Consider the following 22,948-nt stretch of genomic DNA (forward strand, 5'->3'; position numbering starts at 1 on the left):
CTTTGATCATTACTCAGTCAACACCTCTGCAGGTATCCCATAATGAGCAAAGTAAAACAGCAGGATATTGATCGCCTGATTGTTTTGGTCGGCGGCCGCGAGAACATCGCCACCGTCAGCCATTGCATTACCCGGCTGCGTTTCGTCCTCAACGATCCCAATAAGGCGAAACCGAAAGAGATCGAAGAGCTGCCGATGGTCAAGGGTTGCTTCACCAACGCCGGGCAGTTCCAGGTGGTGATCGGCACCGACGTCGGCGACTACTATCAGGCGCTGATCGCCAGCACCGGCGTCAACGAAGCCGACAAAGAACAGGCCAAGGTCGCCGCGCGCCAGAACATGACCTGGACCGAGCGCACCATCTCCCACTTCGCCGAGATCTTCTTCCCGCTGCTGCCGGCGCTGATCAGCGGCGGTCTGATCCTCGGCTTCCGCAACGTGATCGGCGACATCCCGATGTCCGGCGGCCAAACGCTGGCGCAGATGCACCCGGCGTGGAAAACCGTTTACGACTTCCTGTGGCTGCTCGGTGAAGCGATCTTCATGTTCCTGCCGGTGGCCATCTGCTGGTCGACGGTGAAAAAGATGGGCGGCACCCCGGTGCTCGGCATCGTGCTGGGCGTCACCCTGGTGTCGCCGCAGCTGATGAACTCCTATCTGCTCGGCCAGCAAACGCCGGAAGTGTGGAACTTCGGCTGGTTCGTGATCCAGAAAGTGGGCTATCAGGCGCAGGTGATCCCGTCGATCCTGGCGGGCATGGCGCTGGGCTGGATCGAAACCCGGCTGAAAAAGATCGTTCCCGACTATCTCTATCTGGTGGTGGTGCCGGTGGTCTCGCTGCTGCTGGCGGTGTTCCTGGCGCACGCGCTGATCGGGCCGTTCGGCCGCATGATCGGCGACGGCGTCGCCTGGGCGGTGAAATCGGTGATGACCGGCAGCTTCGCGCCGGTGGGCGCCGCGCTGTTCGGCTTCCTGTATGCGCCGCTGGTGATCACCGGCGTGCACCAGACCACGCTGGCTATCGACATGCAGATGATCCAGAGCATGGGCGGCACCCCGGTGTGGCCGCTGATTGCGCTGTCCAACATCGCGCAGGCCTCGGCGGTGCTCGGCATCATCATCATCAGCCGCAAGGCCAACGAGCGTGAAATCTCGGTGCCGGCGGCGATCTCCGCCTACCTCGGCGTGACCGAACCGGCGATGTACGGCATCAACCTCAAATACCGCTTCCCCATGCTGTGCGCGATGATCGGCTCCGCGATCGCCGGCCTTATCTGCGGGCTGGACGGCGTGATGGCCAACGGCATCGGCGTCGGTGGCCTGCCGGGCATCCTGTCTATCAAGCCGCAGTTCTGGCTGATTTACTCGCTGGCGATTCTGGTGGCGATCGTCATCCCGCTGGTGCTGACCATCATGGTCTACAAACGCAAGGCCGCCCGCGGCGAGCTGCCGGTTTGATTGACGCAATATGAATGTAGGAGCCTGCTCGCGCAGGCTCGTTGTCACGATTCAAAGGTATTGAACTATGAGCAACCCAACCCCCTGGTGGCAGAACGGCGTCATCTACCAAATTTATCCGAAGAGTTTTCAGGACAGCACCGGCAACGGCTACGGCGATTTGGCCGGGGTGACCCGGCGGCTGGACTATCTGCAGGAACTGGGCGTGGACGCGATCTGGCTGACGCCGGTCTACGTATCGCCGCAGGTGGACAACGGCTATGACGTGGCGGACTACTGCGCCATCGATCCGGCTTACGGCACGATGGCGGACTTCGAGCAGTTGGTCGCCGCCGCCCACCAGCGCGGTATCCGCATCGTGATGGATATGGTGTTCAACCACACCTCGACCGAGCACCCGTGGTTCAAGGCCGCGCAGGATCGCCACAGCCCGTATCGTCAGTTCTACGTCTGGCGCGACGGCGAGGGTGAAACGCCGCCGAACAACTGGCGCTCCAAGTTCGGCGGCAACGCCTGGCAGTGGCACGCCGACAGCGGCCAGTACTACCTGCACCTGTTCGCCGCCGAGCAGGCGGATCTCAACTGGGAACACCCGCCGGTGCGCGAAGAGCTGAAGAAAGTGTGTCAGTTCTGGGCGGACAAAGGCGTCGACGGCCTGCGCCTCGACGTGATCAACCTGGTGTCCAAACAGCAGGACTTCCCGTCCGACAGCCAGGGCGACGGCCGCCGCTTCTACACCGACGGCCCGCGCATCCACGAGTTCCTGCAGGAGATGAGCCGCGACGTGTTTCAGCCGCGCGGCCTGATGACGGTGGGCGAGATGTCCTCCACCACGCTTGAGCATTGCCAGCGCTACGCGGCGCAGAGCGGCGAAGAGCTGTCGATGACCTTCAACTTCCATCACCTGAAGGTGGACTACGCCGGCGGTGAAAAATGGACGCGGGCGGCGCCGGATTACGTGGAACTGAAGCAGATCTTCCGCCACTGGCAGCAAGGGATGCATAACCGCGCCTGGAACGCGCTGTTCTGGTGCAACCACGATCAGCCGCGCATCGTGTCGCGCTTCGGCGATGAAGGCGCACTGCGGGTGCCGGCCGCCAAAATGCTGGCGATGGTGCTGCACGGCATGCAGGGCACGCCTTATATCTATCAGGGCGAAGAACTCGGCATGACCAACCCCGGCTTCCGCGCCATCGAGCAGTATCGCGACGTGGAAAGCCTGAACATGTACGCCGAACTGCGCGCCCAGGGCCGCAGCGACGCGGAGCTGCTGGCGATCCTGGCCGACAAATCGCGCGACAACGGCCGCACGCCGATGCAGTGGAGCGCCGCACCGCACGCCGGTTTCACCACCGGCACGCCGTGGATCGGCTGCGCCGAGAACTACCCGCAGATCAACGCCGACGCGGCACTGGCCGATCTCGACTCGGTGTTTTACGCCTATCGCCAGCTGATCACCCTGCGCAAGCAGTATCCGCTGCTGACCCACGGCGACTATCAGGATCTGGCGCCGGAACACCCGGCGCTGTGGTGCTATCAGCGCAGCTGGAACGGCCAGCGCCTGCTGGTGGCGGCCAACCTGAGCCGCGAACCGCTGGCCTGGGCGGCGGCGGGCGTGGAGCCTTCCGCGCAATGGCGCCCGCTGATGAGCAACTACGCCGATTCGGCGGACCAGCCGCAGGCGCTGACGCTGCGGCCGTTCGAAGCGGTGTGGTGGCTGCTCGAAGACTGACCCCGCAGGGCGCGGCGAACGCTGCGCCCTACCATTTCCCCAGCAGCGCCGCCACGCCGGCGGCCTCTTGCGCCAACTGCTCATCGCTCATGTCGCTCACGCCCTGCACCAGATGCGGCGGCAGATAATCCATGCCGGTCAGGTTGGCCATGGCGTGGAACGGCAACAGCAGATCCTGTACCGGGTAACGGTTGTATCCTTGCGCCGTATAAGCCTGCGCGTCGCCGCCGGTGCTCACCACCAACTGCAGCGGCTTGCCGTGCAGTTGGGTGCCTTCGCTGCCGTAGGCGAAACCGTAGGTTAATACCGCATCCTGCCATTCGCTGAGGATCGCCGGCGAGCTGTACCAGTAAAACGGGAACAGCATCACTACCGCATCATGGCTCTGCAGCAGCGCCTGTTCGCGCGCCACGTCGATGCGGTAATCCGGGTACGCGCGGATCAGTTCGTGAACGGTCACGTTGGGCAGCGGGCGTACGGCCTCGATCAGCGCCTTATTAATGCGCGACTCGTCGGGGGTTCGGTGGGCGGTTAACACTAAAATGCGTGACATAACGATTCCTCGGTCATAAGAAGATGAGGCATTTTTCCATTTCCGCCGCGGCGGGTGTAGGCTGTTAGAGGTCACTTCAATTTCAACTGAAAGTATCAACCACTATGTCGCTGCCCTTTGACGTACACCGCCTGTTGCCGGCCTTCCTCGCCGCCGCGCAGGCGCAAAATTTCTCCGCCGCCGCTCGCCAGCTGGGCGTGACGCCGGCGGCGGTCAGCAAAAACATCCGCGCGCTGGAAGAGAAGCTGGCGCTGCGGCTGTTTCAGCGCAACACCCACAACGTGCTGCTGACCGACGAGGGCAAAGCGCTGCTGGCGCAGATAGCGCCGCTGTGGCAGGCATTGGCGGCGACGCTGGAAAGCGCCGGCGGCGAACGGCAGGCGCCTGCCGGCGTGGTGCGCGTCACGATGATCCCCGGCTTCGGCCGCCGGATGCTGATGCCGTTGATCCCGCAATTTTTGGCGCGCTATCCGCAGATCGATCTCGATCTGTCGCTGGACGCCCGGGTGGTGAATCTGGTGGGCGAAGGTTTCGACGTCGGCATCGGCAGCCGGGTCGATCCCGACAGCCGGCTGGTGGCCCGCCCGCTCTACCCGATGCACATGGTGCTGGCGGCGTCGCCCGACTATCTGGCGCGGCGCGGTGAACCGCAAACGCCGCACGATCTGCTGCGGCACGACTGCCTGCTGCACCGCAACCCGGCCAACGGCCGCCACGTCAAATGGCAGCTGCGCCATCAGGGCGAAACGCTGGCGCTGGATCTGAACGGCCGGCTGGTGGCCAGCCGCCCGGAGATGCTGCTGGATGCGGCGCTGGCCGGGCTGGGCATCGTCAACCTGGCGCGCTGGTACGTCGAGAAACACTTCGAGCAGGGCACGCTGCGGCCGGTGCTGGCGGAATGCTGGCCGCGCCCGGTGCAGCTGTGGCTCTATTACGCTTCGGCGGATCTGCCGCCGCGGGTGCGCGTCTGGGTGGATTTTCTGCTGGAACATTTTCGCGATCGGCCGGCGGGCGATTGACGACTGTTCAGCTTGCGCACGCTCTTCCGTTTTCCTTGTTCTACATCAAAAGAATCGCGCCGATATCTATATATAGTGCATTAAGAATTGCGAACACCTATATATAGTAGTTATCCACAAAATCATCCACACGCCGCCACAGCCCTTGCGCGCTGCGGCTTTGCCCTGTGGATAAGCGAAATTTGACGGTTGCTCGCCACGCCAGGCGGGTATGAACGCTCCCTCGGGGAACAAGGAGTACAACGTGAAACCAGTAGTGATTAAGCGGGACGGTTGCCAGGTACCTTTTGACGAAGCGCGCATTGCGCAGGCCATCGAGCGCGCCGCGCTGGCGGTGGGCGTGGTCGATGCCGACTACTGCGCCACCGTCGCCCGCGTGGTCGCTCAGCGCATGGAGCAGCAGCCGCGCGTCGATATCCACGAGATCCAGCAGGCGGTGGAAAACCAGCTGATGGCCGGCGAATACAAACAGCTGGCGCGCGCCTATATCGAATACCGCCACGATCGCGACGTGGCGCGCGAGCTGCGCGGCCGCCTGAATCAGGAAATTCGCGGCCTGGTCGAGCAAAGCAACCGCGCGCTGCTGAACGAAAACGCCAACAAGGACAGCAAAGTGATCCCCACCCAGCGCGACCTGCTGGCGGGCATCGTCGCCAAACACTACGCCAAGCAGCACATCCTGCCGCGCGACGTGGTGCTGGCCCATGAACGCGGCGAAATTCACTACCACGATCTCGACTACTCGCCGTTCTTCCCGATGTTCAACTGCATGCTGATCGATCTGAAAGGCATGCTGACCAACGGTTTCAAGATGGGCAACGCCGAGATTGAGCCGCCGAAGTCGATCTCCACCGCCACCGCCGTGACCGCGCAGATCATCGCCCAGGTCGCCAGCCATATCTATGGCGGCACCACCATCAACCGCATCGATGAAATCCTGGCGCCGTTCGTCGACGAGAGCTTCCGCAAACACCTGCAGGTGGCGGAAGAATGGCAGATCCCGGACGCCAAAGGCTATGCCATGGCGCGCACCGAGAAAGAGTGTTACGACGCCTTCCAGTCGCTGGAGTACGAGGTCAACACCCTGCACACCGCCAACGGCCAGACGCCGTTCGTCACCTTCGGCTTCGGCCTCGGCACCAGTTGGGAATCGCGCCTGATCCAGCGCTCGATCCTGAAAAACCGCATCGCCGGGCTGGGCAAAAACCGCAAGACCGCCGTGTTCCCCAAACTGGTGTTCGCCATCCGCGATGGCCTCAACCACCAGTACGGCGACCCGAACTACGACATCAAGCAGCTGGCGCTGGAGTGCGCCAGCAAGCGCATGTACCCGGACATCCTCAACTACGATCAGGTGGTGAAAGTCACCGGCTCGTTCAAAACGCCGATGGGCTGCCGCAGCTTCCTCGGCACCTACGAGCAGGACGGCGAGCTGGTGCACGACGGCCGCAACAACATCGGCGTCATCAGCCTCAACCTGCCGCGCATCGCGCTGGAGGCGATGGGCGACGAGTCGCGCTTCTGGGCGCTGCTGGAACAGCGCCTGCAGCTGGCGAAAAAGGCCCTGATGACGCGCATCGCCCGGCTGGAAGGCATCAAGGCGCGGGTGGCGCCAATCTTGTACATGGAAGGCGCCTGCGGCGTGCGGCTCAAGGCCGACGACAACATCGCGGATATCTTCAAGAATGGCCGCGCCTCGATTTCGCTGGGCTACATCGGCCTGCACGAGACCATCAACGCGCTGTTCGGCGGCAAAAACCACGTGTATGACGACGAGGCGCTGCGCGCCAAAGCGGTGGCGATCGTCGCGCGGCTGCGCGCCGCCGTCGACGCCTGGAAAGACGAGACCGGCTACGGCTTCAGCCTCTACAGCACGCCGAGCGAAAACCTGTGCGATCGCTTCTGCCGGCTGGACACCGCCGATTTCGGCGTGGTGCCGGGCGTCACCGACAAGGGTTATTACACCAACAGCTTCCACCTCGACGTGGAGAAGAAGGTCAATCCGTACGACAAGCTGGACTTCGAAGCGCCCTACCCGCCGTTGGCCAGCGGCGGCTTCATCTGCTACGGCGAGTACCCGAACCTGCAGCACAACCTGAAGGCGCTGGAAGACGTGTGGGACTACAGCTACACCCGGGTGCCTTACTACGGCACCAACACGCCGATCGACGAGTGCTACGAATGCGGCTTCACCGGTGAATTCTCCTGCACCAGCAAAGGCTTCACCTGCCCGAAATGCGGCAACCACGACTCGGCCAAGGTCTCGGTCACCCGCCGGGTGTGCGGCTATCTCGGCAGCCCCGATGCCCGGCCGTTCAACGCCGGCAAGCAGGAAGAGGTGAAACGCCGGGTGAAACACCTCGGCAACGGGCAGCTCGGCTGAAAGCGCCGTGCAGCCTAGGCAGAAGCCTGTTCATCAGGCGTGATTGTCGCCGCCAGTTTGCCTTCGGCCAGCGCGCACCAACCGCAGCGTACACGCAGTACGTGAGGATTGGCAGCACTGCCCGGAGGCAAAATGGCCAGTAAAATAGCCTGATGGGCAGGCCTCACATGAATTATCACCAGTATTACCCAATCGACGTCGTCAACGGCCCCGGCACCCGCTGCACGCTGTTTGTCGCCGGCTGCGTGCACCAGTGCCCCGGCTGCTACAACAAAAGCACCTGGCGGCTCAACTCCGGCCAGCCGTTTACCCCGGAGTTGGAAGACCGCATCATCACCGATCTGAACGATACGCGCGTGCCGCGCCAGGGGCTGTCGCTCTCCGGCGGCGATCCGCTGCATCCGGCCAACGTGCCGAGCATCTTGCAACTGGTGAAACGGGTGCGCGCCGAGTGCCCCGGCAAGGATATCTGGCTGTGGACCGGCTACCGGCTGGCGGAGCTGGACGCACAGCAGATGCAGGTGGTGGACAAGATTAACGTGCTGATCGACGGCAAGTTCGTGCAGGATTTGAAAGACCCGGCGCTGATCTGGCGCGGCAGCAGCAACCAGGTGGTGCATAGGTTGCGATGAGCCAGCAACACACATATCGATAGGTATTCATCCAAACTCGACCTGACGCATCGGCAGCATGGCGCCAATCTGACAGGCGGCTCTGCGCCAAAAGCGGAGGTTAGGGTTGCAAACCTTGCTCTAATGACGCCGTAGGGACTACAGAGGTTATGATTGACTGAGAGAGTGACTGATTTTTCAAACTTGTAAAATCAGTGATTTCAGCCTCATTGCGGTAATGGCATAATCAGGCTGGCGAAAGTGAGGGTGAGAATGGATAAAACATCTAAAAATCAGATAGTAGACAGCGACATTGCGCGTTTATTACTTAAACATAGAAAGGCACGCAACTGGACGGTAGCAGAGCTTGCCCAACGGTCGGGCGTCAGTCAGGCCATGATCAGCAAGGTTGAGCGGGGAGCTTCCAGTCCCAGCGCCACGATCCTCGGCCGTTTAGCCAACGCCATGAATATCACGCTATCAAAACTTTTCGCAGAGCTTGAGCAACACCAGAACTCACTGGTGCTCTTTGCTCATCAGCAGCAGCATTGGACAGATGAAAAGTCGGGCATTACCCGCTGGTCTCTTTCCCCAGCGGGCGCATGCCCCGAACTTATCAAAGTTGAAATTCCTGCTCTGGGTCAACTTACGATACCCGCTTCCGCCAGTGAGCATCTTTCCGGCCAAACGCTGTTGGTGTTGAGTGGCAGCCTTGATTTTCGGGTCAATAATCAAACCCATCATTTACGCGCCGGTGACTGTTTTGCCCTGACCTTTGCCAGCGAGTACCAAATGAGCAATCCCGACAGTGAGCAGGGTTGTGCATACGTCGTTGCTTTTAGCCAAAAAAATCAATAAGGCGCCACTGCCACGACGGCTACACTCCCGCCGATCGGCTTAGGTGCAATAGGGGATAGGCCCTGCCTTGATTATCCAACTCGGAACGCCCTGAAACTTCAAAGCCCATATGTTGATAAAACCCGACGGCCTGTTGGTTTTGTTCATTCACATCGACGCTTAAATCAGGATGAAGCGCCAGCGCATGTGATATCAACTGCTTTCCGACGCCACGTCCGCGAGCTGCAGCATCGACAAAAAGCGCCTCCAGATGACCATCGTGTAAAAACATAAATCCCAGCGGATGGTCTTCCCGATCGGCGGCAACCCACACGGGGGTTTCAGAAAAAAAACCGACAACCTCTTTTTCGATCTCTTGTCGATCGTGCGCAGTGAGAAAGTCGTGCGTAGCATCTACAGAATTTTTCCAGATTTGTATAATTTCTGGCGCTTCAGATGGACGTGACATTCTGATTTTTAACATTCTTCTACCTTACCGTGGTCATTACTGGGTGTATTTACACACAAAATTAGTCCACGCAAATTTACTATAGTAAATTTAAATTCACAATAGTGCATTCGATATCATGTCATGATATCCGACAGGAGAAGCGTTAACTCACTGACGCCATTGGTCCGCTTTACCGGTTGTTAAACGTGGCCATTGCCGTCTCCTCCTTGAGACAGCACCGAACCACTCATCAGCAGCGGTAAGTTACACCAGCCCCATCCCCACCACGCCGGTCAGTGCGCCGCACAGCGCCACCAGCGCCGCCGTCAGGCACAGCGCCCGGGCGGAGAAGGCTTTGTTGAGCATCAGCAGCGAAGGCAGACTGACCGCCGGCAGGGTCATCAGCAGCGCCAGCGCCGGGCCTGCGCCCATGCCCGCCAGCATCATGGTCTGCACGATCGGGATTTCCGCCGCGGTGGGGATAACAAACAGGCAGCCGACGATCGCCAGCGCGATGATCCACAGCAGGCTATTGTCGACGGCGCCGTCGGCGTGCGGGAACAGCCAGACCCGCGCCGCGCCCAGCGCCAGCACCGCCAACACGTAGATCGGGATGGTCGACCAAAACAGCGCCCACAGCGCTTTGCCCCAGCGGGCAAGGAACGGCTGCTCATCGCTCTGCGCCGTCAGCACCAAAGGCTGCGGCGCGGCGGGCTGCGGGTCGTTAGCGGTCACGCGCTGCACCAGCCAGGCGATGCCCAGCACCATCACCACACCTGCCACCAGGCGGATGGCGGCGAACGGCCAGCCGAGCACAAACCCCATGAACACCAGCGTCGCCGGGTTCAATACCGGGTTGGCGAGCCAAAAGGCCAGCGCGGCGCCGCTGGATACCGACTGGCGGCGCATGCCGGCGGCAACCGGTGCGGCGCAGCAGGTGCACATCATGCCCGGCAGCGCGATCAGCGCCCCCAGCACGGTGCCGGAAAAACGCCGGTGGCCAAGCGTGCGCGCCAGCCAGTCGCGCGGGATCAGCACCTGCACCAGCGAACCTAACAGCACCCCGAGCAGCGCCGCCTTCCACACCGCGGTGAAGTAGACCAGCGCGTACTGCCAGGCCGCCAGCCAGGGGCTCGCGGCGCCGTCGGCCAGGATCGATTTGCCGATCGAGTGGCTGTCCGCCGCCACGAAGGCCTTGCCGTAGTAAGGCTGCCATTTGACGTAGTAGAGGCCGACGGCCACCACCAGCAGAAACAGGATCGGTTTCCACAGCGGCCAGGCGCGTGGGGCGTGTTCAGGGGCATTCAGAGATTGCGGCATGGTAGCGGCCAGAGTCAGTCAACAAAGGCGCCAGCATAGCGCGCCGGCGCCGCCCGTGCACGCCTGGGCTGTCCTAAATAGTTCATCTGTTCGCCACCGACGCGTAACGCGATTGTCATCTGCGCCCGTCACCATGATGCCAACGTGAAAACCACAGGGTAGACGCCCGATGAAACGCACCGCTTCCGCCTTCATCGCACCGCCATCGGCATGACGAGGTTTTTATTATGATGGAGTTATCTAGACATCCGACCACTTACCCCACCCGCTATCAGCAGATCGCCGCGCAGCTGGAACAGGAGCTGCGCACGCAATACCGCTGCGGCGACTACCTGCCTTCGGAACAGCAGCTGGCCGAACGTTATCAGGTCAATCGCCACACCCTGCGCCGCGCGGTGGATCAGCTGGTGGAGCGCGGCTGGCTGCAGCGCCGCCACGGCGTCGGCATTCTGGTGCTGATGCGGCCTTATGACTACCCGCTGCACGCCAACACCCGCTTCAGCCAGAACCTGTTCGAGCAGGGCAGCCACCCCACCAGTGAGCGCTTACTCGCTGTCTTGCGCCCGTGCAATGGGCATGTCGCCAGCGCACTCTCGCGTGAAGAAGGCGAAATGGTGATCCACCTGCGCACCCTGCGCCGGGTCAACGGCGTGCCGATGAGCGTGATCGACCATTATCTGCCCGATCTGGAGTGGTGGCCGGCGCTGCAGCAGTTCCACAGCGGTTCGCTGCACCAGTTTATCGAACAGCACCTCCAGCAGCCGCTGACCCGCCGCCAGACGCGCATCAGCGCGCGCCGCGCGCAGGCCAAAGAGAGCCGGCTGCTGGAGATCGCCACCCACGCGCCGCTGCTGTGCGTGCGCACCCTTAACGTCCGCAGCGGCGGCGAAGACGTGGCGGAATACTCCGTCAGCCTGGCCCGTGCCGACATGATTGAACTGACGATGGAGCACTGAATGCACGCCTTAGAGTCGAGACAACGCTGGATGTCAGTGCTGGCGCACAGCCGGCCCGAGCAGCTGCGCAGCCACTGGCAGGCGCTGAACCTCAGCCCGGGTTACCGCAGCATCCGCGCGCCGGAGATCGGCCTGGCCCAGCTGCAGGGGCGCATGGGCGCTACCGGCCGCCGCTTCGTGCTGGGGGACATGACGGTCACCCGCGCGGTGGTGCAGCTGGACAACGGCGGCTACGGCTACAGCTATATCGCCGGGCGCGACAAGGCGCACGCCGAGCTGTGCGCGCTGGCCGATGCGCTGCTGCAACAGCCGGAACACGGCGAACGCCTGCAACAACAGCTGATCGCGCCGCTGGCCGCGCTGCAGCACGAACAGCGCCAGCTGCGCGCCCGGGCGATCGCCGCCAGCCGGGTGGACTTCTTTACGCTGGTGCGAGGGGATTAAGCCATGAGTTTATTGACCGGTTTTGAACAACCGATAGACCAATCGCAGCACGCTTTCCGTTTGATTCTTAAAGCCTTGAGCGAACCGGGCCACCGGGTGACGCTGCCGGCCGGCCCGGCCTGGGCGCCGCTGAACGCCGCCAGCACCGCCGCGCTGCTGACGCTGGCCGATCAGGAAACGCCGCTGCAGCTGTACGCTGCGCTTAAAAGTGAGCAAGTGCTAACAAACATTCGCTTTCACAGCGGCGCGCCGCTGGCCGCCACGGCGCAGGAGGTCTGTTTTGCCCTGTTCGATGAGCAGCTGCAGGCCGCCGATCTGCAGGCGTTGCCGCACGGCACGGAAATCTCGCCGGAATGCGGCGCCACGGTGGTGGTGCAGCTTGCTGAGCTGGAGAACGGCGCCGCGCTGCGCCTGACCGGCCCCGGCATCGAGAGCCAACGCCTGATTGCGCCGCGCCTGCCGCCGGCGCTGCTGGATTATCTGGTCAACCGCCCGCAGCGCTTCCCGCTGGGGCTGGATATTTTGCTGACCTGCGGCGATCGCCTGCTGGCGATCCCGCGGACCACCCGCGTGGAGGTGTGCTGATGTACGTAGCGGTAAAAGGGGGCGAAAAAGCCATTGAGGCCGCCCACCAGCTGCAGGAACAGCTGCGGCGCGGCGACGAGGCGCTGCCGGCGATCGGCGCGGAACAAATCGAACAGCAGCTGGGGCTGGCGGTGGATCGGGTGATGACCGAAGGCGGCATCTACGATCGCGAGCTGGCGGCGCTGGCCATCAAACAGGCCAGCGGCGATCTGGTGGAGGCGATCTTCCTGCTGCGCGCCTATCGCACCACCCTGCCGCGCCTGGCGGTCAGTGAGCCGCTGGCCAGCGAAAACATGCGGCTGGAGCGGCGCATCTCGGCGGTTTACAAGGACTTGCCCGGCGGCCAGGTGCTGGGGCCGACCTATGACTACACCCACCGGCTGCTGGATTTCGCGCTGCTGGCGGAAGGCGAGGCGCCGCGTGCGCCGCAGGCCGACGAACCGCTGCCGGACAACTGCGGCCACGTGTTCGATCTATTGTGCCGCCAGCAGCTGGCGCGGGAGGAACAGGACGACGGCAGCGCGCCGGACGACATCACCCGCAACCCGCCGGTCTACCCCTGCTCGCGCTCGGCGCGCCTGCAGCAGCTGGTGCGCGGCGACGAAGGTTTTCTGCTGGCGCTCGGCTACGCCACCCAGCGCGGCTACGGCCGCAACCACCCGTTCGCCGGCGAGATCCGCACCGGCCACGTTTCGGTGGAGATCGTGCCTGAAGAGCTCGGTTTCGCCATCGATATCGGCGAAATCCTGCTGACCGAGTGCGAAATGGTCAATGGCTTCGTCGATCCCAAGGACCACCCGCCGCACTTCACCCGCGGTTACGGGTTGGTGTTCGGCCGCGCCGAACGCAAGGCGATGGCGATGGCGTTGGTGGACCGCGCATTGCAAAGCCCGGACTACGGCGAAGGCGTCGCCGGCCCGGCGCAGGACGAAGAGTTCGTGCTGGCCCACGCCGACAACGTCGAGGCCGCCGGCTTCGTCTCCCATCTCAAGCTGCCGCACTACGTCGACTTCCAGGCTGAACTGGAGCTGCTCAAGCGGCTGCGGCAGGAATACAGCGAGCGTCAGGAGGCCCGCGATGAGTGAAGTATTGACCGGCTATAACCTCGGTTATCTGGACGAGCAGACCAAGCGCATGATCCGCCGCGCCATCCTGAAGGCGGTGGCGATCCCCGGTTACCAGGTGCCGTTCGGCGGCCGCGAGATGCCGATGCCCTACGGCTGGGGCACCGGCGGCATTCAGCTCACCGCCAGCGTCATCGGCCGCGCCGACGTGCTGAAGGTGATAGACCAAGGGGCCGACGACACCACCAACGCGGTGTCGATCCGCCGCTTCTTCCAGCGCGTCGCCGGGGTGGCCACCACCGAGCGCACGCCGGAGGCCACGCTGATCCAGACCCGTCACCGCATTCCGGAAACCGCGCTGCGCGAAGACCAGATCCTGATCTATCAGGTGCCGATCCCGGAGCCGCTGCGCTTTATCGAACCGCGCGAAACCGAGACCCGCAAGATGCACGCGCTGGAGGAGTACGGCGTGATGCAGGTGAAGCTGTATGAGGACATCGCGCGCTACGGCCATATCGCCACCACCTACGCCTATCCGGTGAAGGTCAACGATCGCTACGTGATGGATCCGTCGCCGATCCCGAAATTCGACAACCCGAAAATGCACATGATGCCGGCGCTGCAGCTGTTCGGCGCCGGGCGCGAGAAACGCATCTACGCCCTGCCGCCGTTCACCAAAGTGGAGAGCCTGGACTTCGACGACCATCCGTTCAGCGTGCAGCAGTGGGACGAACCCTGCGCGCTGTGCGGTTCGCGCCACAGCTATCTCGACGAGCTGGTGCTCGACGATCGGGGCAACCGCATGTTCGTCTGTTCGGACACCGACTACTGCCGGCAGCAGCTGGCGCAATCTTCGCAAGAGGCGCAGCACTGATGACTTCCACCCCTTTGAGCACCACCCCGCTGCTGTCGGTGAACCGGCTCACCCACCTGTACGCCCCCGGCAAGGGCTTCAGCGACGTGTCGTTCGACATCTACCCCGGTGAAGTGCTGGGCATCGTCGGCGAATCCGGCTCCGGCAAAACCACGCTGCTGAAGTCGATCTCGGCGCGGCTGGCGCCGCAGCGCGGGCAGATCCTTTACCGCCCGCAGGCGGACCAGGAACACGACCTGTACGCCATGGCGGAGAGCGATCGCCGCCGCCTGCTGCGCACCGACTGGGGCGTGGTGCACCAGCACCCGCTCGACGGGCTGCGGCCGCAGGTCTCCGCCGGCGGCAACATCGGCGAGCGGCTGATGGCCATCGGCCAGCGCCACTATGGCGACATTCGCCGCCAGGCCGGCCAGTGGCTGGAAGACGTCGAAATCCCGCTGTCGCGCCTCGACGATCTGCCGACCACCTTCTCCGGCGGCATGCAGCAGCGGCTGCAAATCGCCCGCAATCTGGTCACCCACCCCAGGCTGGTGTTTATGGATGAGCCGACCGGCGGGCTGGACGTGTCGGTGCAGGCGCGCCTGCTCGATCTGCTGCGCAACCTGGTGGTGGAGATGCAGCTGGCGGCGGTGATCGTCACTCACGATCTCGGCGTGGCGCGGCTGCTGGCCCACCGCCTGCTGGTGATGAAACAGGGCGAAGTGGTGGAGAGCGGCCTGACCGATCGGGTGCTCGACGATCCGCACCATCCTTACACCCAGCTGCTGGTTTCTTCGGTGCTGTCGTAACCCAAGGCGATAACAGATGACTATGCAAATCCGAGTTGAACATCTCAGTAAAACCTTTGTGCTGCATCAGCAGTACGGCACCCGGCTGCCGGTGCTGCACGACGCCAACCTGACGGTCCACGGCGGCGAATGCGTGGTGCTGCACGGCCACTCCGGCAGCGGCAAGTCCACCCTGCTGCGCTCGCTGTACGCCAACTATCTGCCGGACAGCGGCCATATCTGGATCAACCACCAGGGCGACTGGCTGGACATGGTCAGCGCCGATGCGCGCCAAATTCTGGCGGTGCGCCGCCATACGCTGGGCTGGGTCAGCCAGTTCCTGCGGGTGATCCCTCGCATCAGCGCGCTGGAGGTGGTGATGCAGCCGCTGCTGGAACAGGGCGTCGAGCGCGCCGAATGCCGTGACCGCGCCGAAGCGCTGCTCGCCGCGCTCAACGTGCCGCAGCGCCTGTGGCCGCTGGCGCCGTCCACCTTCTCAGGCGGCGAGCAGCAGCGGGTAAACATCGCGCGCGGCTTTATCGTCGACTACCCGATCCTGTTGCTGGACGAACCGACCGCCTCGCTCGACAGCCGCAACAGCGCGGCGGTGGTGCAGCTTATCGAACGCGCCAAGGCGCGCGGCGCGGCGATCGTCGGCATTTTCCATGATGAAGGCGTCCGCCAACAGGTCGCCGACCGGCTTTATGACATGCAGGCGCCACAGGCGCTGGAGGCCCTCTGATGATCGTCAATAACGTTAAGCTGGTGCTGGATGACCAGGTGGTGCAAGGCTCGCTGGAGATGCAGGACGGCGTGATCCGCAGCTTCGCCGACGGCCCGAGCCGGCTGCCGCAGGCGCTGGACGGCGACGGCGGCTGGCTGCTGCCGGGGCTGATCGAGCTGCATACCGACAACCTGGATAAGTTCTTTACCCCGCGCCCGAACGTCGACTGGCCGGCCCATTCGGCGATGAGCAGCCACGACGCGCTGATGGTGGCCAACGGCATCACCACGGTGCTGGACGCGGTGGCGATCGGCGACGTGCGCGACGGCGGCCACCGGCTGGAAAACCTGCAGAAGATGATCGACGCGGTGATCCACAGCCAGCGCGCCGGGGTGAACCGCGCCGAGCACCGGCTGCACCTGCGCTGCGAGCTGCCGCACGAGAGCACGCTGCCGCTGTTCGAACAGCTGATGGACAAGCCGGGCGTGTCGCTGGTGTCGCTGATGGACCACTCGCCGGGCCAGCGCCAGTTCGCCTCGCGCGAAAAGTACCGCGAATATTATCAGGGCAAATACCACCTCAACGATCAGCAGATGAGCGAGTACGAGGCGCAGCAGGTCGCCCTGTCCGCCCGCTGGGCCGCGCCGAACCGCGAGGCGATCGCCGCCCACTGCCGCGCGCGCCGCATCTCGCTGGCCAGCCATGACGACGCCACCGCCGCGCACGTGGCCGAATCCTGCGCGCTCGGCAGCGCCATTGCCGAGTTCCCCACCACCGAGGCGGCCGCCCGCGCTTCGCACCAGCAGGGCCTGCAGGTGCTGATGGGCGCGCCGAACATCGTGCGCGGCGGCTCCCACTCCGGCAACGTGGCGGCGCACCACCTGGCGGCGCTGGGCGTGCTGGACATTCTCTCTTCCGATTATTACCCGGCCAGCCTGCTGGACGCGGCGTTTCGCCTCGCGGCGGACGAGCGCAACGCCTACGATCTGCCCCAGGCGGTGCGCATGATCACCCGCAACCCGGCGCGGGCGCTGGATCTGCAGGATCGCGGCACCATCGCCGAAGGATTGCGGGCGGATCTGGTGCTGGCGCGGCCGCACGGCGAGCACGTTTACGTGCAGAACGTGTGGCGCCAGGGCCGGCAGGTGTTCTGATGGCGCGGCTCATCTATCTGATGGGGCCTTCCGGCGCAGGCAAGGACAGCCTGCTGGCCGCGCTGCGGGCCGACGCCGACCGCGCGCCGCTGGTGGCGCACCGTTACATCACCCGGCCGGCGGACGCCGGCTGCGAGAATCACATCGCGCTGAGCGAACCCGAATTTCTGCGCCGCCGCGCCAAGGGGCTGTTCGCGCTCGACTGGCAGGCGCACCAGCAGCGCTACGCGTTCGGGATCGAAGTGGATCTTTGGCTGCTGCAGGGGATCGACGTGGCGGTCAACGGTTCGCGCGCCCACCTGCCGCAGGCGCAGCAGCGCTACGGTACGCAGCTGCTGCCGGTATGCCTGCAGGTCAACGCCGCGATCCTGCGCCGGCGCCTGCAAGATCGCGGACGGGAAAGCGCTGAACAGATCGAGCAGCGGCTGGCGCGGGCGGCGGAATATCAGCAGAGTCTGCCCGCCGGCTGCCGGGTGCTGCACAACGACGGCCCACTCGACGATACCCTGGCGGCGCTGTTGGCGCTGCTGCCTACCGCCACCCGACAAGCTCAGGATGCAACGCCATGAACGACTTTGCCCAGCCGAAAATCGGCGACAACGTGACCCTTAACCGCACCCGGCTCGGCCAGTATGTGCATCTGGCCGACGATGCGATCCTGGAAGAGGTGGAGATGGGGGACTACTCCTACACCGCCGGGCACAACCAGATCTTTTACGCCACAATCGGCAAGTTCGTCTCCATCGCCTCCTATGCGCGCATCAATCCCGGCAACCACCCGACCTACCAGCGCATTGCGCAGCACCACTTCACCTATCGCGCTTCCGAATACGGGCTGGGGGAAGACGACGCGGCGTTCTTCGACTGGCGGCGCGAGCACCACGTCACCGTCGGCCACGACGTGTGGATCGGCCATAACGCCATCCTGATGCCGGGCGTCAGCGTCGGCAACGGCGCGGTGATCGGCAGCGCAGCGGTGGTCACCAAGGACGTGGAGCCTTACAGCATCGTCGCCGGCGTGGCGGCCAAGAAGATCGGCATGCGCTTCGACGATGCGCTGATAGAGCGTATCGAACGCAGCCAGTGGTGGCACTGGGATCACGCCACGCTGCAGGCGCGGCTGGCGGATTTTCGCGACATCAACCGCTTTGCGCAGAAGTACCTTTAACGGAGGGGGAGCGATGCAACTGACCTTTCTCGGCACCGGCGGCGCGCAGCAGGTGCCGGTGTTCGGCTGCGACTGCCTGATCTGCCAACGGGCGCGGCGCGAGCCGGCATTTCGGCGGCGCGCGTGCAGCGCCATGCTTAACTATCAGGGGGAAACGACCTTATTGGATGCGGGATTGCCGGCTTTGGAGCGGCGATTTTCGGCGGGGCAAATTCAACGTTTTTTACTGACACATTACCACATGGATCACGTTCAGGGGTTATTTCCTTTGCGTTGGGGGTGCGGAAATTCCATTCCGGTGTATGGCCCACCGGATGAACAGGGCTGCGACGACCTGTTCAAACACCCGGGCATTCTGGCGTTTCAGCCGCCGCTGGCGCCCTTCGCCACCGTCGAACTGGGCGGCATGCGCATCACCCCGCTGCCGCTGCAACACTCCAAACTGACCCACGGCTATCTGATCCAGGCGGCGGGCGCTGCGCTGGCCTACCTGACCGACACCGTCGGCCTGCCGCCGGCCACCGCCGACTATTTGCAGAACGTGGCGCTGGATCTGCTGGTGCTCGATTGCAGCCTGCCGCCTCAGCCGCAGGCGCCGCGCAACCACAACGACCTGACCCGCGCGCAGGAGACGCAGCGGTTGCTGCAGCCCAAACGCACGCTGCTGACGCACATCAGCCATCATCTCGATCTGTGGCTGCTGGACAATGAACTGCCCGCCGGGCTGGAGCTGGCGTTCGACCACCTCAGCGTCAGCCTCGGTAGCAGTGCAGCCGATCCGACTCCAGCATCCTGACCCCTTCGCCCGGCGTGAACGCCTGCTGCAGCAGCGTTTGCGCCACGTCTTTGGCGGCGACGGCGCGCCATTTGCCGGGCAGCAGCCTGAACAACGGCAGCGTGAGGCGCTCCATCAGGCGCGGCGCAGGGCGATCCCCCACCAGCATGGAGGGCCGCACCAGCGTCAGGCGCGGCCAGCGCTGTTCGCGCAGCGCCTGCTCCATCTCGCCTTTGGTGCGGTTATACAGGAAGGTGGAATCCGCGTTGGCGCCCAACGCGCTCACCACCAGACAGTGCTGCGCCCCCAACCGGCGGCCGGTCAGCGCGCTCTCCACCACCAGTTGGTAATCGACGTAGCGGAAGGCATCGGCGCTGCCCGCCGCCTGGCGGGTGGTGCCCAGGCAGCAGAACACCAGATCGACCGGCTGCTGCAGGCCGCTCAGCAGCTCGAACAGCGCATCGCCGACCGGATTGGTCAGCTTGCCGTGCGGCTGCAGGGGCGTGCGCGTCGGCGCCACAATGGCCGTTACCTGCGGATCGCTTTGTAACAACTGCAGCAACTCGCGCCCCACCAGCCCGGTTGCGCCGACTAACAGTGCTCGCGCCATGCGATCTCCCGTTGTAATCAATAGGTCGACTTAAAGTATAGACCGCGCCCAATGCAGCTTCTTGCCGAAGCCGAGGGTGTTGTCGGTCATCTTCACCTCGTGCAGATCCAGCCGCCATACCGAGGCCTTCATCGCCCTGGCGATCGGGAAGCGCTTGCAGTAACGCGCGCGCGCCGCCTCGGCCTCTTCGCCGCTCAGCAGCACCGCCTCGGCGCGGTACTGCACGCCGCGGATCAGCGCGATGCTTTTCGGTTTCGGCGCGATGGTGCCGACCACCCGGCCGTTGTTCAGCATCAGCCCGCCGTGGCGGGTGTGCGGTTCGGTCATCAGCCACAGCGCCATCGTCGCGGCGTCGAACACGTAAAAACAGTTGGCGCACCACATGTCGAGGCCGTCGCCGGCGCACAGCGTCAAGACATGTTGCTTGCCGATGAAATCCGCAATCTGTTGCCGTTGTTCTGGGGTATTCAAGGTTACTCGCCTCCCGGTTCACTCACTTCATCTTACCCTGCGTTGTTGAAGCGAGTCACAAATAACGATAATCACCAAAAATCCCATTCGAATATAAAATCACAATATCTGTATTTTTACTCATTTCAGCATCGAGCGGGTTTATAACATAAAAAAAACAAACCGGATTTATTTGATCGTTAGGCAACCGATTAATTGCGCCATTCTTTTATTCCCATCCTGACGGCACGCAAATTTAGCGCGTCTGCCCGGCGCCGATTAGCAATTTATTTACATGCTCATTTGTCTGCCTGGCCGCAGTTTATGCAACCCACTGCATAATCAATGAATAGTTATTTATAAACACCGGCATTTATGTGATGAAAATCACGATTTTCTGCCCATCTTGCGTTAAAATAGCGCCATCTTTTCACTCAGCAAGGTGGATTAGAAAATGGAAAACAATAACCGAAAAATGGCGCACATCAGGCGCACAACCCATATTATGATGATGGCTCATCGCAGCTGCTTTAGTTTCGCATTCTTCAACTACAGATAACCCTCACCCCCTCGCTCTTACGCCGTTGTTAAGAGTGTCTTTGCGTTTCACTTTATTCTCCGCACTCCGGTGATAATGTCTTTCCCCCGCAAACCGGGAAGGGCGCGCAATACATTTTTAATACCGTAAAAGAGCCTCCAAGAAAAATAAAACCAAGAACACAGTTAATGTCTTAGGGCATCGCTGGGTTCTCGTACACCTTTATTTTCGTGAAGGCGTTAGCGGCAAATGGAATTATTTGCCGACGGCGCGCCTTTGCCTGAAGAATGAGAAAAATGAAAAAATTAAAAATTGCCGCCAACACCCACACCCTCGGCTGCTTTGAAACTGAACGCGACATCGTCGATGTGCACCACAGCGATTTTAATGACGTCGCCGCCATCGTGCTGTCGGTAGACGACGTCGCGCAAGGCATGGTGGCGCGCATCGAAGAGCACGGCCTGAACATTCCGCTGTTCGTCGCCGTCTGCTGCGAAGAAGAGCTGGATAACGCCGTATTGCCGGCGCTGCACGGTGTGTTTGAGCTGTGCGGCAAGAATACCCAGTTCTACGGCAAACAGCTGGAGGCCGCCGCCGCCAAGTATGAGAGCGAGCTGCTGCCGCCGTTCTTCAATACGCTGACGCAGTACGTGGAAATGGGCAACGCCACCTTCGCCTGCCCCGGCCACCAGGGCGGCGAGTTCTTCCGCAAACATCCGGCGGGCCGCCAGTTCTTCGACTTCTACGGCGAAACGCTTTTCCGCTCCGACATGTGCAACGCCGACGTCAAACTGGGCGATCTGTTGATCCACGAAGGCGCGCCTTGCGCGGCGCAGCAGCACGCCGCCAAGGTGTTCAACGCCGACAAGACCTACTTCGTGCTCAACGGCACCTCGGCCTCGAACAAGGTGGCGACCAACGCCCTGCTGACGCGCGGCGATCTGGTGCTGTTTGACCGCAACAACCATAAATCCAACCACCACGGCGCATTGATCCAGGCCGGCGCCACGCCGGTTTATCTGGAAACCGCGCGCAACCCGTTCGGCTTTATCGGCGGCATCGACGCGCACTGCTTCGACGAGCGCTACCTGCGCCAGCAGATCCGTGAAGTGGCGCCGGAACGCGCCAACGAAGCCCGCCCGTTCCGCCTCGCGATCATCCAGCTCGGCACCTACGACGGCACTATCTACAACGCCCGTCAGGTGGTCGACAAGATTGGCCACCTGTGCGATTACATCCTGTTCGACTCCGCTTGGGTGGGCTATGAGCAGTTCATTCCGATGATGAAAGACTGCTCGCCGCTGCTACTGGAGCTGAACGAGAACGATCCCGGCATCATCGTCACCCAGTCGGTGCACAAACAGCAGGCCGGCTTCTCGCAAACCTCGCAGATCCACAAAAAAGACAAGCATATCAAGGGGCAGAGCCGCTACTGCAACCACAAGCGCTTCAACAACGCCTTTATGCTGCACGCCTCCACCAGCCCGTTCTATCCGCTGTTCGCCGCGCTGGACGTCAACGCCAAGATGCACGAGGGCAAGAGCGGCCAGCGCCTGTGGCAAGAATGTGTGCGCGTGGGCATCGAAGCGCGCAAAATGCTGCTGGATACCTGCACGATGATCAAACCGTTCGTGCCGGATCAGATCGACGGCAAGCCGTGGCAAGCCTATGACACCGCGGCGATGGCCAACGATCTGCGCTTCTTCAACTTCGTGCCCGGCGAAAAATGGCACGCTTTTGAGGGCTATGCCGAATCGCAGTACTTCGTCGATCCGTGCAAACTGCTGCTCACCACGCCGGGCATCGATACCGCGACCGGCAGCTACAGCGAGTTCGGCATCCCGGCGACCATTCTGGCCAACTACCTGCGCGAAAACGGCATCGTGCCGGAAAAATGCGATCTCAACTCGATCCTGTTCCTGCTGACGCCGGCGGAAGACATCGCCAAGATGCAACACCTGGTGGCCCTGATCGCCCGCTTCGAGAAGCACATCGAGCAAAACTCCCTGCTCAGCGAGGTGCTGCCTGCGGTCTATAAAAACCACCAGCAGCGCTACAAAAACTACACCATCCGCCAGCTGTGCCAGGAAATGCACGACCTTTACGTCAGCTATGACGTTAAAGAACTGCAAAAAGAGATGTTCCGCAAAAGTTATTTCCCGCGCGTAGTGATGAATCCGCAGGACGCCAATACCGAGTTTGTACGCGGCAACGTGGAATTGGTCTCGCTGGCCAAGGCCGAGGGGCGCATCGCCGCCGAAGGCGCCCTGCCTTATCCTCCTGGCGTGCTGTGCGTCGTGCCCGGTGAAATTTGGGGCGGCGCCGCGCAGCGTTATTTCCTGGCATTGGAAGAAGGCATCAACTTATTGCCGGGATTCGCGCCAGAATTGCAGGGCGTTTATATCCAACAGGATGAGGACGGCTGGAACCGCGCTTACGGCTACGTCATGAAAAATTAATCACCTTACGGGGCGG

24 protein-coding genes are annotated in these 22,948 nt (G+C 62.7%); 19 read left to right on the forward strand and 5 right to left on the reverse strand.

Going from position 1 to position 22,948, the window contains the following annotated elements:
* The first annotated feature begins 42 nt into the window (after positions 1-42).
* Both treB and treC read left to right on the forward strand, forming a co-directional pair.
* Positions 43-1,458 (forward strand): PTS trehalose transporter subunit IIBC, encoded by a 1,416-nt coding sequence (treB, locus tag H7A77_RS07670; RefSeq protein WP_033651452.1) that lies wholly within the window; start codon positions 43-45, stop codon positions 1,456-1,458.
* 67 nt (positions 1,459-1,525) lie between these two features.
* Positions 1,526-3,190, forward strand: a complete 1,665-nt coding sequence (gene treC, locus H7A77_RS07675) for an alpha,alpha-phosphotrehalase (protein WP_182074020.1) — start codon at positions 1,526-1,528, stop codon at positions 3,188-3,190.
* A gap of 28 nt (positions 3,191-3,218) precedes the next feature.
* Here treC and H7A77_RS07680 read toward each other — a convergent pair whose 3' ends face one another.
* A complete protein-coding gene (locus H7A77_RS07680; protein ID WP_042783555.1) occupies positions 3,219-3,743 on the reverse strand; it encodes an NAD(P)H-dependent oxidoreductase in 525 nt (174 codons plus the stop codon).
* Between the two features lie 104 nt (positions 3,744-3,847).
* On the opposite strand from H7A77_RS07680, the gene H7A77_RS07685 reads away from it, so the two are divergent.
* The 4 genes from H7A77_RS07685 to H7A77_RS07700 all read left to right on the forward strand — a co-directional run bounded on the left by H7A77_RS07685 (position 3,848) and on the right by H7A77_RS07700 (position 8,614).
* A complete protein-coding gene (locus tag H7A77_RS07685) occupies positions 3,848-4,762 on the forward strand; it encodes a LysR family transcriptional regulator (RefSeq protein WP_108680106.1) in 915 nt (304 codons plus the stop codon).
* 244 nt (positions 4,763-5,006) lie between these two features.
* Positions 5,007-7,145, forward strand: coding sequence for an anaerobic ribonucleoside-triphosphate reductase (nrdD, locus tag H7A77_RS07690; RefSeq protein WP_147838189.1), 2,139 nt, complete (start codon positions 5,007-5,009; stop codon positions 7,143-7,145).
* A 167-nt stretch (positions 7,146-7,312) separates the two neighbouring features.
* Positions 7,313-7,777, forward strand: coding sequence for an anaerobic ribonucleoside-triphosphate reductase-activating protein (gene nrdG / locus H7A77_RS07695; RefSeq protein ID WP_147838190.1), 465 nt, complete (start codon positions 7,313-7,315; stop codon positions 7,775-7,777).
* Positions 7,778-8,029: 252 nt separating this feature from the next.
* The gene (locus tag H7A77_RS07700; protein ID WP_147838191.1) at positions 8,030-8,614 is read left to right on the forward strand and encodes a helix-turn-helix domain-containing protein; all 585 of its coding nucleotides are present in this window, start codon (positions 8,030-8,032) and stop codon (positions 8,612-8,614) included.
* Positions 8,615-8,633: 19 nt separating this feature from the next.
* On the opposite strand, the gene H7A77_RS07705 is transcribed toward H7A77_RS07700, so the two are convergent.
* Together H7A77_RS07705 and H7A77_RS07710 are read right to left on the reverse strand one after the other, a co-directional pair.
* A complete protein-coding gene (locus tag H7A77_RS07705; RefSeq protein ID WP_147838192.1) occupies positions 8,634-9,077 on the reverse strand; it encodes an acetyltransferase in 444 nt (147 codons plus the stop codon).
* Positions 9,078-9,308: 231 nt separating this feature from the next.
* Entirely contained in the window at positions 9,309-10,364 is a 1,056-nt protein-coding gene (locus H7A77_RS07710) for a permease (RefSeq protein WP_108680100.1), read from the reverse strand.
* Between the two features lie 227 nt (positions 10,365-10,591).
* Here H7A77_RS07710 and phnF point away from each other — a divergent pair, with 227 nt between their 5' ends.
* Genes phnF through phnP form a run of 11 tightly spaced genes read left to right on the forward strand, consistent with a single transcriptional unit; the run spans position 10,592 to position 18,896 of the window.
* Positions 10,592-11,320, forward strand: a complete 729-nt coding sequence (phnF, locus tag H7A77_RS07715) for a phosphonate metabolism transcriptional regulator PhnF (protein ID WP_047025109.1) — start codon at positions 10,592-10,594, stop codon at positions 11,318-11,320.
* Positions 11,321-11,764: a phosphonate C-P lyase system protein PhnG gene (gene phnG, locus H7A77_RS07720; protein ID WP_016929298.1), complete on the forward strand. Its 444-nt coding sequence runs from the start codon at positions 11,321-11,323 to the stop codon at positions 11,762-11,764.
* 3 nt (positions 11,765-11,767) lie between these two features.
* Complete coding sequence (gene phnH / locus H7A77_RS07725; RefSeq protein WP_182074021.1) at positions 11,768-12,349, forward strand: phosphonate C-P lyase system protein PhnH; 582 nt, start codon at positions 11,768-11,770, stop codon at positions 12,347-12,349.
* The gene (locus H7A77_RS07730; protein WP_047572955.1) at positions 12,349-13,434 is read left to right on the forward strand and encodes a carbon-phosphorus lyase complex subunit PhnI; all 1,086 of its coding nucleotides are present in this window, start codon (positions 12,349-12,351) and stop codon (positions 13,432-13,434) included. The genes phnH and H7A77_RS07730 overlap by 1 nt, the downstream gene beginning before the upstream one ends.
* Positions 13,427-14,287 (forward strand): alpha-D-ribose 1-methylphosphonate 5-phosphate C-P-lyase PhnJ, encoded by an 861-nt coding sequence (locus H7A77_RS07735; RefSeq protein WP_089192493.1) that lies wholly within the window; start codon positions 13,427-13,429, stop codon positions 14,285-14,287. The genes H7A77_RS07730 and H7A77_RS07735 overlap by 8 nt, the downstream gene beginning before the upstream one ends.
* Positions 14,287-15,075, forward strand: a complete 789-nt coding sequence (gene phnK / locus H7A77_RS07740; RefSeq protein WP_015376435.1) for a phosphonate C-P lyase system protein PhnK — start codon at positions 14,287-14,289, stop codon at positions 15,073-15,075. The genes H7A77_RS07735 and phnK overlap by 1 nt, the downstream gene beginning before the upstream one ends.
* A gap of 16 nt (positions 15,076-15,091) precedes the next feature.
* Positions 15,092-15,796 (forward strand): phosphonate C-P lyase system protein PhnL, encoded by a 705-nt coding sequence (phnL, locus tag H7A77_RS07745; RefSeq protein WP_033652772.1) that lies wholly within the window; start codon positions 15,092-15,094, stop codon positions 15,794-15,796.
* Positions 15,796-16,932 carry an alpha-D-ribose 1-methylphosphonate 5-triphosphate diphosphatase gene (gene phnM / locus H7A77_RS07750; RefSeq protein WP_108680096.1) on the forward strand — a complete coding sequence of 379 codons (1,137 nt, stop codon included), beginning with the start codon at positions 15,796-15,798 and terminating at the stop codon, positions 16,930-16,932. The genes phnL and phnM overlap by 1 nt, the downstream gene beginning before the upstream one ends.
* Positions 16,932-17,501, forward strand: coding sequence for a ribose 1,5-bisphosphokinase (gene phnN, locus H7A77_RS07755; RefSeq protein WP_108680095.1), 570 nt, complete (start codon positions 16,932-16,934; stop codon positions 17,499-17,501). Before phnM ends, phnN begins: the two co-directional genes overlap by 1 nt.
* Positions 17,498-18,100, forward strand: a complete 603-nt coding sequence (locus tag H7A77_RS07760) for a DapH/DapD/GlmU-related protein (protein ID WP_015376431.1) — start codon at positions 17,498-17,500, stop codon at positions 18,098-18,100. Before phnN ends, H7A77_RS07760 begins: the two co-directional genes overlap by 4 nt.
* 13 nt (positions 18,101-18,113) lie before the next feature.
* Positions 18,114-18,896, forward strand: a complete 783-nt coding sequence (phnP, locus tag H7A77_RS07765; RefSeq protein WP_047025106.1) for a phosphonate metabolism protein PhnP — start codon at positions 18,114-18,116, stop codon at positions 18,894-18,896.
* Here the strand turns inward: phnP and H7A77_RS07770 are convergent.
* Complete coding sequence (locus H7A77_RS07770; RefSeq protein WP_182074022.1) at positions 18,853-19,485, reverse strand: NAD(P)H-binding protein; 633 nt, start codon at positions 19,483-19,485, stop codon at positions 18,853-18,855. The genes phnP and H7A77_RS07770 overlap by 44 nt on opposite strands.
* Positions 19,486-19,515: 30 nt before the next feature.
* On the reverse strand, positions 19,516-19,956 hold the full coding sequence (locus H7A77_RS07775; RefSeq protein WP_015376428.1) for a YhbP family protein: 441 nt from the start codon (positions 19,954-19,956) through the stop codon (positions 19,516-19,518).
* 433 nt (positions 19,957-20,389) lie between these two features.
* Here H7A77_RS07775 and speFL point away from each other — a divergent pair, with 433 nt between their 5' ends.
* Entirely contained in the window at positions 20,390-20,494 is a 105-nt protein-coding gene (speFL, locus tag H7A77_RS07780) for a leader peptide SpeFL (protein WP_004933443.1), read from the forward strand.
* A 275-nt stretch (positions 20,495-20,769) separates the two neighbouring features.
* Positions 20,770-22,932, forward strand: a complete 2,163-nt coding sequence (speF, locus tag H7A77_RS07785; RefSeq protein WP_164106804.1) for an ornithine decarboxylase SpeF — start codon at positions 20,770-20,772, stop codon at positions 22,930-22,932.
* The last annotated feature ends 16 nt before the right edge of the window (positions 22,933-22,948 follow it).

Source organism: Serratia sp. ME47 (genome assembly GCF_903970925.1).
In the GTDB taxonomy this organism is placed as follows: Bacteria; Pseudomonadota; Gammaproteobacteria; order Enterobacterales; family Enterobacteriaceae; genus Serratia; species Serratia ureilytica.